Annotated in this window: 14 protein-coding genes; 10 read left to right on the top strand and 4 right to left on the bottom strand. The window is 71.8% G+C overall.

Annotated features, from left to right (window positions below):
* Window positions 1–29: 29 nt before the first annotated feature.
* Together HRF36_RS07390 and HRF36_RS07395 are read right to left on the bottom strand one after the other, a co-directional pair.
* The gene (locus HRF36_RS07390) at window positions 30–1,394 is read right to left on the bottom strand and encodes an MATE family efflux transporter (protein ID WP_371740070.1); all 1,365 of its coding nucleotides are present in this window, start codon (window positions 1,392–1,394) and stop codon (window positions 30–32) included.
* Between the two features lie 2 nt (window positions 1,395–1,396).
* Window positions 1,397–2,662 carry a uracil-xanthine permease family protein gene (locus tag HRF36_RS07395; RefSeq protein ID WP_173208534.1) on the bottom strand — a complete coding sequence of 422 codons (1,266 nt, stop codon included), beginning with the start codon at window positions 2,660–2,662 and terminating at the stop codon, window positions 1,397–1,399.
* A 41-nt stretch (window positions 2,663–2,703) separates the two neighbouring features.
* Here HRF36_RS07395 and HRF36_RS07400 point away from each other — a divergent pair, with 41 nt between their 5' ends.
* Together HRF36_RS07400 and HRF36_RS07405 are read left to right on the top strand one after the other, a co-directional pair.
* The gene (locus HRF36_RS07400) at window positions 2,704–4,668 is read left to right on the top strand and encodes a M13 family metallopeptidase (protein WP_173208536.1); all 1,965 of its coding nucleotides are present in this window, start codon (window positions 2,704–2,706) and stop codon (window positions 4,666–4,668) included.
* Complete coding sequence (locus HRF36_RS07405) at window positions 4,662–5,579, top strand: serine hydrolase (RefSeq protein ID WP_173208538.1); 918 nt, start codon at window positions 4,662–4,664, stop codon at window positions 5,577–5,579. The genes HRF36_RS07400 and HRF36_RS07405 overlap by 7 nt, the downstream gene beginning before the upstream one ends.
* Before the next feature lie 29 nt (window positions 5,580–5,608).
* On the opposite strand, the gene HRF36_RS07410 is transcribed toward HRF36_RS07405, so the two are convergent.
* Both HRF36_RS07410 and HRF36_RS07415 read right to left on the bottom strand, forming a co-directional pair.
* Complete coding sequence (locus HRF36_RS07410; protein ID WP_173208540.1) at window positions 5,609–6,016, bottom strand: NUDIX domain-containing protein; 408 nt, start codon at window positions 6,014–6,016, stop codon at window positions 5,609–5,611.
* Between the two features lie 56 nt (window positions 6,017–6,072).
* Window positions 6,073–7,359, bottom strand: coding sequence for a glutamyl-tRNA reductase (locus HRF36_RS07415; protein ID WP_173208542.1), 1,287 nt, complete (start codon window positions 7,357–7,359; stop codon window positions 6,073–6,075).
* A 153-nt stretch (window positions 7,360–7,512) separates the two neighbouring features.
* Between HRF36_RS07415 and HRF36_RS07420 the strand changes: the two genes are divergently transcribed.
* From HRF36_RS07420 to HRF36_RS07455, 8 genes are all read left to right on the top strand, one after another.
* Window positions 7,513–8,526, top strand: coding sequence for an NADP-dependent oxidoreductase (locus tag HRF36_RS07420; RefSeq protein ID WP_173208544.1), 1,014 nt, complete (start codon window positions 7,513–7,515; stop codon window positions 8,524–8,526).
* 126 nt (window positions 8,527–8,652) lie between these two features.
* Entirely contained in the window at window positions 8,653–9,720 is a 1,068-nt protein-coding gene (gene hemE, locus HRF36_RS07425) for a uroporphyrinogen decarboxylase (RefSeq protein WP_173208546.1), read from the top strand.
* On the top strand, window positions 9,717–11,078 hold the full coding sequence (locus tag HRF36_RS07430) for an NAD(P)/FAD-dependent oxidoreductase (RefSeq protein WP_371740071.1): 1,362 nt from the start codon (window positions 9,717–9,719) through the stop codon (window positions 11,076–11,078). The genes hemE and HRF36_RS07430 overlap by 4 nt, the downstream gene beginning before the upstream one ends.
* Before the next feature lie 116 nt (window positions 11,079–11,194).
* Entirely contained in the window at window positions 11,195–11,443 is a 249-nt protein-coding gene (locus HRF36_RS07435) for a hypothetical protein (protein ID WP_123519889.1), read from the top strand.
* Entirely contained in the window at window positions 11,440–11,889 is a 450-nt protein-coding gene (locus HRF36_RS07440; protein WP_173208548.1) for a phage holin family protein, read from the top strand. Before HRF36_RS07435 ends, HRF36_RS07440 begins: the two co-directional genes overlap by 4 nt.
* A gap of 45 nt (window positions 11,890–11,934) precedes the next feature.
* Window positions 11,935–12,162: a DUF3618 domain-containing protein gene (locus tag HRF36_RS07445; RefSeq protein ID WP_173208550.1), complete on the top strand. Its 228-nt coding sequence runs from the start codon at window positions 11,935–11,937 to the stop codon at window positions 12,160–12,162.
* A 100-nt stretch (window positions 12,163–12,262) separates the two neighbouring features.
* On the top strand, window positions 12,263–13,036 hold the full coding sequence (gene hemQ, locus HRF36_RS07450; RefSeq protein ID WP_173208552.1) for a hydrogen peroxide-dependent heme synthase: 774 nt from the start codon (window positions 12,263–12,265) through the stop codon (window positions 13,034–13,036).
* Window positions 13,033–14,256 carry a ferrochelatase gene (locus HRF36_RS07455; protein ID WP_173208554.1) on the top strand — a complete coding sequence of 408 codons (1,224 nt, stop codon included), beginning with the start codon at window positions 13,033–13,035 and terminating at the stop codon, window positions 14,254–14,256. Before hemQ ends, HRF36_RS07455 begins: the two co-directional genes overlap by 4 nt.

Here is a 14,256-nt window from a genome sequence, read left to right on the forward strand (position 1 = left end):
CCGGCGCCACGGCCCACGGCCCGCGGGGTTCAGCCGGCGCCGACGACCATCCAGCGGTCCGACCGCGCCCGGAGGCCCAGCGTCACGGCGCGGATGCCGATGTAGCCGAGACCGAAGGCCAGCCAGAGGACCACCGTGCCCTGCGCACCCGGCTCCACCCGCGCCTCCAGCGGGATCAGGATCGCGAGGTACACGACCGTGTTGAGCACACCGGCGAGGGCGAGGTAGCGGGCGTCGCCGGCTCCGAGCAGGACTCCGTCGAGCACGAAGACGAACCCGGCCAACGGGATGCCCACGGCCATCGCGAGCACGACCCCCGGCAGCAGATGGCGCACCGCGTCGTCGCCGCTGAACACGGGCGCGAGCAGCGGTGAGACCGCGGCCAGCAGCACGGCGAGCACCAGGCCGCCTCCGACCCCGAAGAGCATGAGCCGACGGGTGATCGCTCGGACCGCCTCGCGGTCGCCCTGCCCGAGCGAGTGGCCGACGAGCGCCTGGCCGGCGACCGCCAGCGCGTCGAGGGCGAACGCCAGCGTGCTGAACAGGGTGAGCGCGACCTGGATGGTCGCGAGCCCGGCCACCCCCGAGGAGGCGGCGGCCCAGACGGTCGCGATCATCGCGACGCGCAGGGACGCGTTCCGCACGAGCAGCCACGCGCCCGAGCGTGCCGTACGGCCGACGCCGGCCAGTCCGGGCCGCAACGGAGCACCGACGGCACGTGCCGCACGGACGGCGATCACCAGGTAGACGGCGGCCATGCCCCACTGCGCGACGACGGTGCCCGCGGCCGAGCCGGCGATGCCCCAGCCGAAGGCGTAGAGGAAGAGCGCGTTGAGACCCGCGTTCGCGGCGAAGCCGACCGTGGCGACGACCAGCGGCGTCCTGGTGTCCTGTAGGCCGCGCAGCAGCCCGGTCGCCGCGATGACGAGCAGCATGCCCGGCAGGCCGATCATCGAGACGGTCAGGTACGTCGTCGCGGCGTCGACCACCTCGGGAGCCGTGCCGAACAGGGCGACCACAGGACGGGCGGTGAGCGCGCCGACGCCGGCGAGCACGACGCCGACCAGCAGCGCGAACCAGAGCCCGTCGACACCGGCACGGATCGCTCCGGGCCGGTCGCCCGCCCCGAGCCGACGCGCGACGGTCGGTGTCGTCGCATAGGCCAGGAAGATCAGCAGGCCGAGGGCGGTCTGGAGCACCACGCTCGCGATGCCGAGACCGGCGAGGGGCACCGTTCCGAGGTGCCCGACCATGGCCGTGTCGGTCAGCAGGAAGAGCGGCTCGGCGACCAGTGCGCCGAGCGCGGGCCCGGCGAGGGCGGCGATGCGGCGATCCCAGGGCGAACGGAGGCGCGAGGTGGGCGCCCCGGACATCCCGCCGGTGCTGCGTCCCACCGTCAGTCGGTACCCCGGGCCCGACCCACCGCCGACATGAGGTGGTAGACGACGATGGCCGCGACGGTGCCCAGGATGATTCCGCCGAAGGTGGCGCCGCCGAGGGCGAGCGTGAAGTCGGCGATGCCCATGATGAGGGCGATGCCCGCGGTCAACTGGTTCTTCGGGCGGCTGAAGTCGACCTTGTTCTCGACCCAGATGCGGATGCCGATGACGCCGATGAGCCCGTACAGGGCGGTCGTGACGCCGCCGAGGACTCCGGGCGGGATCGTGAAGATCACGGCGCCGATCTTCGGCGAGAGGCCGAGCAGGATCGCCACGACACCCGCGACCCAGTAGGCCGCGGTCGAGAAGACGCGGGTGGCGCTCATCACGCCGATGTTCTCGCCGTAGGTGGTCGTCGCCGAGCCGCCGCCGAGGCCGGCCAGCACCGTGCTGAGCCCATCGGCGAAGAGCGCCCGACCGGTCAGCGGGTCGAGGTTGCGCTTGGTCAGCTGGCCGACGCCCTTGACGTGGCCGACGTTCTCGGCGATCAGCGCCAGCACGACGGGGAGGAACCCGAGGTAGACCGGCAGGGCGCTCGCGTCGAAGGCCGGGGCCGTGAAGGTGGGCAGGCCCACCCACGCGGCGTCGCCGACCGCGCCGAAGTCGACCTCGCCGAGCAGCAGCGCCGCGACGTACCCGACGACGACGCCCACGAAGATCGACAGCCGGCCGAGCAGGCCGCGGAACAGCACGGCGCTGAGGACGACCGCGGCGAGCGTGATGATCGCCGTGAGCGGGGCCTTCGCGAAGTTGTCTCGCGCGGCCGGAGCCAGGTTGAAGCCGATCAGCGCGACGATGGCGCCGCTGACGACGGGAGGCAGCAGGGCGTCGATCCACCGCGTGCCGGCCAGGTTGACGATCACGCCGACGATCGCGAGCAACACCCCTACGACGACGATGCCGCTGAGGGCGAGGGGCATGCCCCCGACCTCCTGAGCGGCGGCGATCGGCGCCAGGAAGGCGAACGACGACCCCAGGTAGCTCGGCAATCGGTTCTTCGTGATGATCAGGAAGAGGAGCGTGCCGATGCCCGAGAACAGCAGGGTCGTGCTCGGCGGGAACCCGGTGATGATCGGCACGAGGAAGGTCGCGCCGAACATCGCGACGACGTGCTGGCCGCCCAGGCCGATGGTGCGTGGCCAGGTGAGTCGTTCTTCGGGGGCGACGATCTCGGTGGAGTCGACCGTGCGTCCGTCGCCGTGCAGCGACCAGGGAAGTGCCATGCCCAGAACTGTAGCGGCGGGGCCGCCGTAGGCTGGCGGGCATGACGAGCGACGCACTGAGCAGCGGAATCCAGACCGACGAACTCGACCCGGCGGTGCGCCCCCAGGACGACCTCTTCAGGCACGTCAACGGGACGTGGATCGACCGCACCGAGATCCCCGAGGACAAGGCGCGGTACGGCTCCTTCTACCTCCTCGCCGAAGAAGCCGAGAAGGCCGTCCGCGAGATCGTGGTCGAGTCGCAGTCCGCCGAGCCGGGCACCGAGGCCCGCAAGGTCGGCGACCTCTTCACCAGCTTCACCGACGAGGAGCGCATCGAGGCGCTCGGCGCCGCGCCCCTCGAACCGCTCCTGGCCGAGGTCGAGAAGGTGACCGACGTGACCTCGTTCACGCGCCTCCTGGGCTCGCTCGAGAAGCAGGGCATGCCGAGCTTCGTGCAGCTCTTCGTCGACAACGACCCGGGCGACCCCGAGCGCTACGTCGTGTTCGCCGAGCAGGGCGGGCTCGGCCTGCCCGACGAGTCGTACTACCGCGAAGAACGGTTCGAGTCGGTGCGGACGGCCTACCGCGCGTTCGTCGAGCAGCTGCTCGGCCTGGCCGGCCTCGAGGACGCCTCGGCCCGCGCCGACCGCGTGATCGCGCTCGAGACCGACCTCGCCTCGCACCACTGGAGCAACGTCGCCACGCGCGACAGCGAGAAGACCTACAACCTGCTGCCCTGGGCCGAGGTCGACGCGCTCGCCGAAGGGGTCGACCTGACCTCGTGGCGCGACGCCGTCGGCGGTCCGACCGGGGTCTTCGACGAGATCGTCGTGCGCGAACCCTCGTTCGTGACCGGCCTGGCCACGCTGTTGACCGACGATCGTCTCGACGCGTGGCGCGACTGGCTGCGGTGGCAGATCGTCCGCTCGACGGCCGCCTACCTGTCGACTCCCTTCGTCGAGGCGAACTTCGGCTTCTACGGTCGCACCCTGACCGGCACCCCCGTGCAGCGCGCCCGCTGGAAGCGCGGCGTCTCGCTCGTCGAGGGCGCGCTCGGCGAGGCCGTGGGCCGGATCTACGTCGAGCGACACTTCGCGCCCGCGGCCAAGACCGCGATGGACGTGCTCGTCAAGCACCTCGTCGAGGCCTACCGCCAGAGCATCTCGGGGCTCGAGTGGATGACCGACGAGACCCGTGCCCGGGCCCTCGACAAGCTCGAGAAGTTCACGCCCAAGATCGGTTTCCCCGCGACGTGGCGCGACTACTCGGCGCTGTCGATCGACCCGACGGACCTCGTCGGCAACGTGCGGGCCACGGCGGCGTTCGGCTTCGACCGGGAGCTGGGCAAGATCGGCAAGCCGCTCGATCGTGACGAGTGGTTCATGACTCCGCAGACGATCAACGCCTACTACAACCCCGGCATGAACGAGATCGTGTTCCCTGCGGCGATCCTGCAGTTCCCGTTCTTCGACGAGACCCGCGACGCCGCCGCGAACTACGGCGCGATCGGCGCCGTCATCGGCCACGAGATCGGCCACGGCTTCGACGACCAGGGCTCGAAGTACGATGGCGACGGCAAGTTGACCGACTGGTGGACCCCTGCCGACCGCGAGGCCTTCGAGAAGCTCACCTCGTCGCTGATCGCCCAGTACGACGCTCTCGCCCCGAAGCAGGTGCCCGACCACCACGTCAACGGCGCCCTGACGATCGGCGAGAACATCGGCGACCTCGGCGGGCTCTCGATCGCCTGGAAGGCCTACCTCATCTCGCTCGACGGCAGCGAACCGCCCGTGATCGACGGCCTGACCGGCGCCGAGCGGTTCTTCCTCAGTTGGGCGCAGGCCTGGCAGATCAAGCTCCGCGACGAAGAGGCCATCCGTCTGATCTCGATCGACCCGCACTCGCCGAACGAGTTCCGCTGCAACCAGATCGTGCGCAACATCGACGAGTTCTACGAGACGTTCGGCGTCACCGAGAGCGACGCGCTGTGGCTTCCCGTCGAGGAGCGCGTCACGATTTGGTAGGTCCGGGGCCCGGCCGCCGCGCCCGACGGGAGAACGCCGAGGGCGCGGACCACGAGCCGCGCCACGGCGGGGGTCGTGCGCTCGAGGCGTTCTCGTCGTCGTTCGCGGTGCTCGGCGACCTGGCGCTCGCGGGTGGCCGGGTCTCGGCCTCGGTCAGCGACCTGGACTCGGGTGACGATCTGCTGAGCGTCGACGAGCACCTGGCGTTGCCGGTCGGCCAGCTCGGGGCCGTCCTGTTGCTGATCGAGGTGTCGGCGCGCATCGAGGACGGCACCCTCGGGCCGCTCGACGAACTCGACCGTCCGGGCATCGCGGGCGACCGGGGGCCCGGCGGCATCTGGCCCTATCTGCGCCGGACGAGCCTGCCGCTGACCGATGCTGCGGTGCTCGTCGGGGCCTTCCGTGACGCGGCGGCGATCGACGCGCTCATCAGCCGGGTCGGCCTCGCGGCGGTGCGGGCCCGGGCCGAGTCGCTCGGTCTCATGAAGACGGCCCTTCTGGACGTGACGCGGGCGTCGCGCGGTCCCGACGACGCGCCCGCCCTCGCCGTCGGCACGGCTCACGAACTTCGCGGCCTCATGGTGTCGCTGGCCCGCGGTGAGATCGTCGACCGGGCCGTGTCGAACCGGGTGCTCGGCTGGTTGTCGCTGGGCGCCGACACGTCGCTCGTCGCCTCGCCGTTCGGCCTCGACCCGTTGGGGCACCGACGGCTCGACCACGACCTGCAGATCGTCCACGCGACGGGTGGTGACCCCGGGGTGCGGTCAGAGCTCGGGGTGTTGCGTGGGCCGCGCCGGAGCGTCGCGTACTGCGTGACCGTGACGTTCGACGACCTGACGTTGGCCCACCGCCTCCGCGCGCTCGAGGCCCTGCGGGCCGTCGGCACCGATGCCCTCGAGTACGTGCACTGACCGGCGGCTCGCGCCCGCCGCGTGCCGCCTCAGTCGACCAGGTCGAGTCCGCGCAGGCGCTCGAGCGTCGCGACCCCCGCCGGAGGGCACCGGTCGACGTCGGCCGAGGTGACCCAGTGCACGGCACCGACCTCGGCCGCGGGGGCCGGTTCGGGGCTCGACTCCGCGAGGTCGGCCGCGAAGACGGTCATGGCGACCTGACGGCCCTCGGGCTCGCCGTGCGCCTGCGTCACGACCGTGAACAGCTCGGCCACCGTCACGGGCTCCAGTTCGACGCCCACCTCTTCGCGCGATTCGCGGACCAGTGCCTCGGCCGCGGTCTCGCCGGGTTCGAGCTTGCCGCCCGGCAGGTACAGCACGTCGCGACCGCGCGCCGTGACCATCAGCATCCGTCGGTCACGGACCAGGGCGAGAGCACTGACGACGATGGTGTCCATCAGGCCATCTTCGGGTACGGCGGCGTCGGGTTGATCCACCGACCACCAGGGGGCGGTCAGCCCGCCGAGGCCTGACGTTCGTCGTCCACCGCTCGCAACGGCGAGGCCGAGGAGGCGCGGCGCGCCTCGGTCACACCGAACAGCGCTTCGAGGCCGTCACGGAACTCGTCGCCGCGGCCCTCGCGGGCCAGCTCGCGGGCCCGGACCGACGGCGTGTGCAGCAGGACGCCGGCGAGGTGGCGCAGGGCGGCCTCGGTCCGCTCGGACGAGTCACCACGCGATCGGGCGCGCTCGATCTCGGCGTCGAGCAGCTCGAACACGTGCTTGCGCAACGCGACGACCGAGGGGGTCAACGACTGCTCGGCGGCGACGGCCTGGAATTCGGCGGCCGCCGACGAGACGAGCGCCCGGGCGTCGTCGGCCGCGCTGAGCTGGGGCAGGGGGGCGTGCAGGCTGATGGTCTCGAGGTCGAGCAGCTCGACACCGTCGACGCTCGAGACGAGCGGGTCGACGTTGCGGGGCAGACCGAGGTCGATCACGAGGCGGCGGGCTCCCGGTCGCACGACGTCACGGGTGACGACGGGCTCGGTGGTCGACGTGCAGGTGATCAGCACGTCGCTCCAGGCGACGGCGGTGGCGAGGTCGTCGTAGGGCGTCGCGGCGTGCTTGAGGCCGAACCACTCGGCGCGGCCGGAGCCCGAGTAGACGGCGAGCTGGTCGGCGCCGCGGTCGCGGAGGGCCGCCACGGTGGTGGCCGCGTACTGGCCGGTGCCCACGATGAGGACGCGTGCCTCGGACCAGTCGGTCACTCGTGAGGAGGCGAGCTCGAGGGCGAGGCGCACGAGCGAACGACCCGCGCCTCCGACGTTCGTGCGGTTCTTGATGCCGCGCGAGGTCTGCGACGCCTTCTGGAAGAGGCGCTCGAGGTCGCGCGAGGTGGTGCCGTCGCGGCGCGCGCGTTCGAGGGAGCGACGCACCTGGCCCGAGATCTCGTCCTCGCCGACGACCACGGACTCGAGGCCCGAGCTGACGGCGAACAGGTGCTCGACGACCTCGTCACCGGTGATCACCCGGACGCTGTCGCGCAGGTCGTCGGGCTCGACACCGCTGGCGGTGCTCATCGTCTCGATCGTGGCCTCGACGGCGAGGGCGCTGCCTGCGGTGAGGGGCTCGTCGACGTCGAGGTAGGCCTCGAACCGGTTGCAGGTCGCGAGCACGACCGCGCCGCTGACGAAGTCGCTGCCGTCGACCAGGGTGCCCGCCGCCGAGGGTGCGCCGATGCTCAGCCTCTCGAGGAGGTCGAAGCTGGCGTTCTGGTGGGACGCCGTGAGGCAGATGAGCACTGAGTGATCCTAACTCTGATCGGCGTTTTCGGCTGGGCGTTGACTCGATGTCGAGCGGCCGGGAATGCCGCTCGATGGTTGCAGCTTGCAACAACGGAGCCGGCGTCCGCATTCCGGCCGTCGACCCGCACCGCATCGAACCAAGGAGACACCATGACCTCGACCACCAGCATCCAGTGGCAGCTCGTCGCCCGCCCGCACGGTGAGCCCACCCCCGACGACGTCGCCCGCGTCGAGGTGACCCTGCCCGAACTGGGCGACGGCGAGGTGCGCGTGACGAACGAGTTCCTCTCGGTCGACCCCTACATGCGAGGTCGCATGAACGACGTGAAGTCGTACGTGCCGCCCTTCGCGCTCGGCGAGACCATGACCGGCGGGGCCGTCGGCCGCGTCGTCGAGTCCCGCTCGGACGACCTGCCCGTCGGCACCGTCGTGCTGCACGAGCAGGGCTGGCGCGACGTCGCCCAGGGAGGCGCGGCCACGTTCCGTGCCGTCCAGCCCGTCGACGGCGTGCCCCTCTCGGCGTACCTGGGCGTGCTCGGCCTCACGGGCCTCACGGCGTACGTCGGTCTCACCGAGATCGCCGGCATCCGTGAGGGCGACGTCGTCTTCGTGTCGGGCGCCGCCGGGGCCGTCGGCACCATGGTCGGCCAGATCGCCCGCCTCAAGGGAGCCTCACGCGTGATCGGCAGCGCCGGATCGGCCGAGAAGGTCGAGCTGCTGACCTCGAAGTACGGCTTCGACGCCGCGTTCAACTACAAGGACGGCGACGTCTCCGAGCTGCTCGCCGAGGCCGCGCCCGACGGCATCGACCTCTACTTCGACAACGTCGGTGGTGACCACCTGTCGGCCGCCCTCGCCTCGTTCCGCACCGGCGGCCGCGCCGCACTCTGCGGTTCGATCGCGAACTACAACTCCACCGGTGCCCCGGTCGGCATCACGGGCCTGACCAACATGGTCACCCGCGGACTCACGATGAAGGGCTTCACCCTCGGTGACTACCGTCACCTCGCCCCCGCGTTCCAGGCCGAGATGGGCCCCTGGCTCTCCGCCGGCGACGTCGTGTACGACGAGACCGTCGTCGACGGGATCGACTCGGCGTTCGAGGCCTTCACCGGGCTGATGCGCGGCGACAACGTCGGGAAGATGGTCGTCGCGGTCTCCTGACCCGCGCCTCCTCGGTTCCAGGGCTTTTCGCGATCGCGAGCGGACCCGACGGGTGGCCCCGGTGTCCCGGGCCCCCGGCGGGTCGTCTCGACGCGACGTCCAGCGGGCGATGGGACAATCGATCACGTGACCCAGACCTCCGCCCTGCCCGAGCAGCACCCCCTGGCCGCCGGCCTCACGACGCGTTCACCGCTGGTCCGGGCGTTGCGGGGCGACCGACCAGAGACGCTGCCGGTGTGGTTCATGCGCCAGGCCGGTCGTTCGCTGCCCGAGTACCGCGAGCTGCGCGTCGGCACCAAGATGCTCGACGCCTGCCTCACGCCCGACCTCGCGAGCGAGATCACCCTGCAGCCGGTGCGTCGTCACGGCGTGGACGCAGGCATCTTCTTCAGCGACATCGTCGTGCCGATCAAGCTCGCCGGCGTCGCGGTCGACATCGTCCCGGGTCGCGGGCCGGTGCTCGAGACGCCGATCCGCACGGCCGCCGACGTGGCGGCCCTGCGGCCGATCGACCCGGAGGCGCTGGCCCCGATCACCGCGGGCGTCGCCCAGACCGTCGCACAGCTCGGCAGCACGCCGCTGATCGGCTTCGCGGGTGCGCCCTTCACCCTCGCCGCCTACCTCGTCGAGGGCGGGCCGTCGAAGGACCACATCCGTGCCCGCGCCCTCATGCACAGCGACCCCGAGACCTGGGACGCCCTGCTCACCTGGGCCGCCGACGTGACCGGCGCCTTCCTGCGCGCCCAGGTGCTCGCCGGGGCGAGCGCCGCCCAGCTCTTCGACTCGTGGGTCGGCTCGTTGTCGCTCACCGACTACACCGCGCACGTCGCCCGCCACTCGGCGCGAGCGCTCTCTCACGTCGCCGACCTCGACGTGCCGCGCATCCACTTCGGTGTCGGCAGCGGTGAGGTGCTGGCCGCCATGCGCGACGTCGGCACCGACGCCGTCGGGGTCGACTGGCGCATCCCGCTCGACGAGGCCTCGCGCCGGCTCGGCGGGTCGACGCCGGTGCAGGGCAACGTCGACCCCGCCCTGCTGCAGGCGCCGTGGCCCGTGCTCGAGGCCCACGTCCGCGACGTCGTCGAGCGCGGTCGGGCGGCCCCCGCGCACGTGCTCAACCTCGGCCACGGCGTCAGCCCCGACACCGACCCCGACGTGCTGACCCGCATCGTCGAGCTCGCCCACACGCTGTGACCCCGCCCGTCGTCACCCCGGGCGTCGTCGACGTCGCCGTGGTGGGCGGCGGCATGGGCGGCATCGTGCTCGCCCGCGATCTGGCCGCCGCGGGTCTGCGCGTGGTCCTGTTCGAGGCGTCCGACCGGCTCGGTGGCGAGGTCTCGCGACACGTGGTCGCCGGCATCGCGCTCGACGCCGGGGCCGAGAGCTTCGCGACCCGTGGCGGCACGGTCGCCGGTTTCGCCACCGAGCTCGGCCTCGGCGACGACATCGTCCTGCCCGACCCGCGAGGTGCCTGGCTGCACGAGGCCGACGGCAAGTCCTTCCCGATCCCGCGCACCGGGTTGCTCGGCATCCCCGGCGATCCCGCCGCCGCCGACGTGCGGGCCGTCGTCGGGGCGGACGGGGTGCGGCGTGCGCTCGCCGACGCCGAGCTACCGGCCGAGGTTGGCGCCGAAGAAACCACCCTGGGGGGTCTCGTCCGCTCGCGCATGGGCGACGCCGTCGTCGACCGACTGGTCAGCCCCATCGTCTCGGGAGTCCACTCGCTCCACCCCGACCTGCTCGCCGTCGACCGCGTCGCCCCCGGACTGCGCTCCGCGTTGCAGCGCGAGGGCAGTCTCGCCGGTGCCGTGCTCGGGCTGCGTGCCCTGGCCCCGGCCGGTTCTGCGGTGGCGGGCATCCGCGGCGGCCTCGCCCGCCTCGTCGACCCCATCGTCGCCGACCTCGAGCGGCACGGCGTCGACGTCCGGCTCGGCACGCGCGTCCGCTCGATCGACGAGACGGGCGTCGAGACCGCGAGCGGAGCGCGGGTCCGGGCGCGTCAGGTCGTGCTGGCCGTGGGCGATCACGACGCGGTGGCCCTGACGACCCGCGCCTCCTCGGTGCCGCCCGGGGTCATCACACTCGCGACGCTCGTCGTCGACCGGCCCGAACTCGATGCGGCTCCTCGGGGCACGGGAGTCCTCGTCGCCCCCGGCTCGACCGGACTGCGCGCGAAGGCCCTCACCCACGCGACCGTGAAGTGGAGCTGGCTGGCCGAGCTCACCGGGGGACGCCACGTGCTGCGACTCAGTTTCGACTCGCCCGTCGTGGATCGCGACACCCCCGACGACGCGGTTCGTGACGCGGCGCTCGCCGACGCCTCGACTCTGCTCGGCGTCGACCTCACCGAGCGCCACCTGGTCGGCTTCGGACGCGCCACCTGGGACGCCCCACGCCGGGCCGAGGCGGTGGCGGTCACCGGGCCCGTGGTCGAGGTCGTCCAGGCAGGAGGCGCGGTGGCGGGTCGCGGGCTCGCGGCGATCGTCGCCCACTCGCGACGTCAGGCGGCCACCCTCGTGGCGACGCTCTCGTCGCCGGCGCCCCGCGACTGAGCGCACGGGGTCGGTCGGCTTCGGTCCGGCGCGGGCGACGGGCAGCCCGCTCGGGCTACATTGGACGGACGTGTGCGGCACATGCCGTCGCGCGTACGACCACGAATGGAGTCCCCGTGCGAGGCAAACTGATCTTCGTCGCCGGAGCCGCTGTCGGATTCGTGCTCGGCGCCCGCGCCGGTCACGACCGGTACGAGCAGATCACCGAGAGGGCGTCCAAGGTGTGGAACAGCCGGGCCGTCCAGCGTCAGGTCGCCAAGGGCCAGGACTTCGCCGGTGCCAAGACGGCCGACGGAGTCGACGCACTCGTGACGGGCATCACCCGCGGCATCGCCAAGCTCTTCGGCGGCGGCCGCAAGAAATGACCGACTCGACCCGCAGCGACAAGGTGCGCCACAAGACGAAGTCGCGATCGCTCTTCGCCCTCGTGCAAGACGTGCCGACCCTGGTCACCGACCTCGTCAAGGGCGAGCTCGCCCTCCTCAAGTACGAGGTCATCGGCACGCTCAAGGCGTTCGGCATCGGCGCCGGGTTCCTCGTCGGCGCGCTCGTGCTCGTCTTCGCCATGCTCGGCGTCCTGCTGACCGGCATCGTCCTGTTGCTCGCCATCTGGCTGCCGGGCTGGGCCTCGGCCCTCATCGTCGCCGGCGTCCTGCTGCTCGTGGCCGCCCTGCTGGCGTTCCTCGGGTACAAGGCGATCAAGAAGGGACTGCCCGCGGTCCCCGAGAAGACCATCGCCAGCCTCAAGGCCGATCTCAGGGCCGTCAAGGGCGTGGGTTCGATCCCCGGCGCCCGCGTCGACCAGCGCTGACGCGCCTCCTTGACACCCATCCTTCCCGTTCCCGACAGGAGCACCGTGAGCGACAGCAGCGACATCCAGGCCAACATCGACCGCACGCGCGCCGAGCTCGCCGCGACCCTCAACGAGCTCGAGGACAAGCTCAACGTGCCCAAGCAACTGGGCGTGGCGGGGCACCGCGCCAAAGCCTCGTTCGACCGCGACAAGACCCCGTGGCTCGCCGCCGCCGGGGCGGCTGCGGTGGCCGTGGCGGGCGTCGTCGTCGCGGTGGTCAAGCGCCGCTGACCGTTCGCTCGGCTCGTCCCCCGGTGGGCCGGCGCGCGCGTTCGCTCGACCGAGAGCAACCTGGTTGGGTTCCCAGCGTGCCGAGAGAGAGAATGGACCCATGAGTTCCAGCGCCGACGCGGCAGCGCCCGTACTGCCGACGTCCGAATCACCCGAGGCACACGCTCGAACCGAGGCGGTCGACGCCGCGACGAGCACTCCGCCGCCCGCCGAACGCCTCGGCTACACGCTCTGGGCCGTCCTGCGCCGTGACCCCCAGAACCCCTACGCCCCCGAGCTCGACGACGTCCCGCAACTCGACGCCGTCGTCGACGCCCTGGCCGGTCTCGGCGTGACCGTGCGCGGCTTCTACGACGTCAGCGCCCTGCGTGCCGACGCCGACATCATGATCTGGCTGCACGGCGAGGTGCCCGAGGCGGTCCAGTCCGCCTACCGCCAGCTGTTGCGCACCGACGTCCTGGGTGGCCTGCTGCCGACCTGGAACGCCATGGGCATGCACCGCGAGGCCGAGTTCTCGCGCAATCACAGCCCGGCCTTCATGCGTGGCAAGGCACCCGAGACCTGGCTCACGGTGTACCCGTTCGTGCGCAGCTACGAGTGGTACCTGCTGCCCGAGGCCGAGCGTCGGCAGATGCTGGCCGACCACGGCAAGCAGGGTTCCGAGCACCGCGCGGTGCTGACCAACACGGTCGCCAGCTTCTCGCTCGGCGACTACGAGTGGATCCTCGCCCTCGAGGCACCCGAGCTCGTGCAGCTCGTCGACCTCATGCGCGATCTGCGCTACACCGAGGCCCGCCGTCACGTCCGCGAAGAGATCCCGTTCTACACGGGCCGCCGCATCCCCACCACCGACATCATCGAGGTCTTGTCGTGACCGACACCAGCCACATCTCCAACGGGCGGCTCGTCCGCAACGCCACCCCCGCCGCGTCCTCGGGCCCCGAGCACGTCTCCGAGCCGACGGACTACGACGCCATCCTGCTGGCCGGCTTCGGCGGGCCCGAGGGGCAGGACGACGTCATCCCCTTCCTGCGGAACGTCACGCGGGGACGCGGCATCCCTGAAGAGCGCCTCGAAGAGGTCGCGACCCATTACCGCCACTTCGGCGGCGTCAGCCCGATCAACGAGCACAACCGAGAGCTCAAGGCCGCCCTCGAGGCCGAGCTCGAGCGCCGGGGCATCGACCTGCCCGTGATCTGGGGCAACCGCAACTGGCAGCCCTACATGGCCGACGCCGTGCGCGAGGCCGACGAGCGCGGGTTCCGCAAGCTCATCGCCATCGCGACCAGCGCCTACTCGTCCTACAGTTCCTGCCGCCAGTACCGCGAGGACTTCGCGATGGCGCTCGACGCCACCGGGCTCGGCGACACCATGCAGATCGACAAGGTGCGGCAGTTCTTCGACCACCCCGGGTTCGTGCAGCCGTTCATCGACGGCGTGCGGGACGCCCTCGTCAAGGCTCGCGCCGAGAACGAGGGCCTCGACCTGGCCACCGAGGTGCAGGTGCTCTTCGCCACGCACTCGATCCCGTCGACCGACGCGGCCAAGAGCGGACCCGAGGCACGCGGCTTCGACGCCGACGGTGCCTACGCCGCCCAGCACAAGGCCGTGGCCGAGGTCGTCATGGCCGCCGCCGAGGGTGAGCTCGGGATCGACGCGCCCGAAGGGGGTGGCACGACCGTCCCCTGGCAGCTCGTCTACCAGTCGCGCAGCGGCCCGCCCTCGATGCCGTGGCTCGAGCCCGACATCAACGACGCCATCGACGATCTGGCCGGCGGCCCGACCCGCGCCGTCGTCATCGTGCCGCTCGGCTTCGTCAGCGACCACATGGAGGTCATGTGGGACCTCGACAACGAGGCGATGGAGACCAGCGAGAAGAACGGCTTCTGGGCCACGCGTACCCCGACGCCGGGCATCGACCCCGCCTACGTCACCGGGCTCGTCGACCTCGTGCTCGAGCGGAGGGACGGCGTGCCGGCCGAGGACCGTCCGCACGTGACCGACCTCGGCCCCTGGTACGACGTGTGTCGCCCCGGCTGCTGCGAGAACGTACGGCTCGGTTTCAAACCCGCCCTGTCCGGCCTGGTGCCCTGA

Origin of the sequence: Frigoribacterium sp. VKM Ac-2836, from assembly GCF_013248995.1 — a bacterium.
Lineage (GTDB): Bacteria > Actinomycetota > Actinomycetes > Actinomycetales > Microbacteriaceae > Frigoribacterium.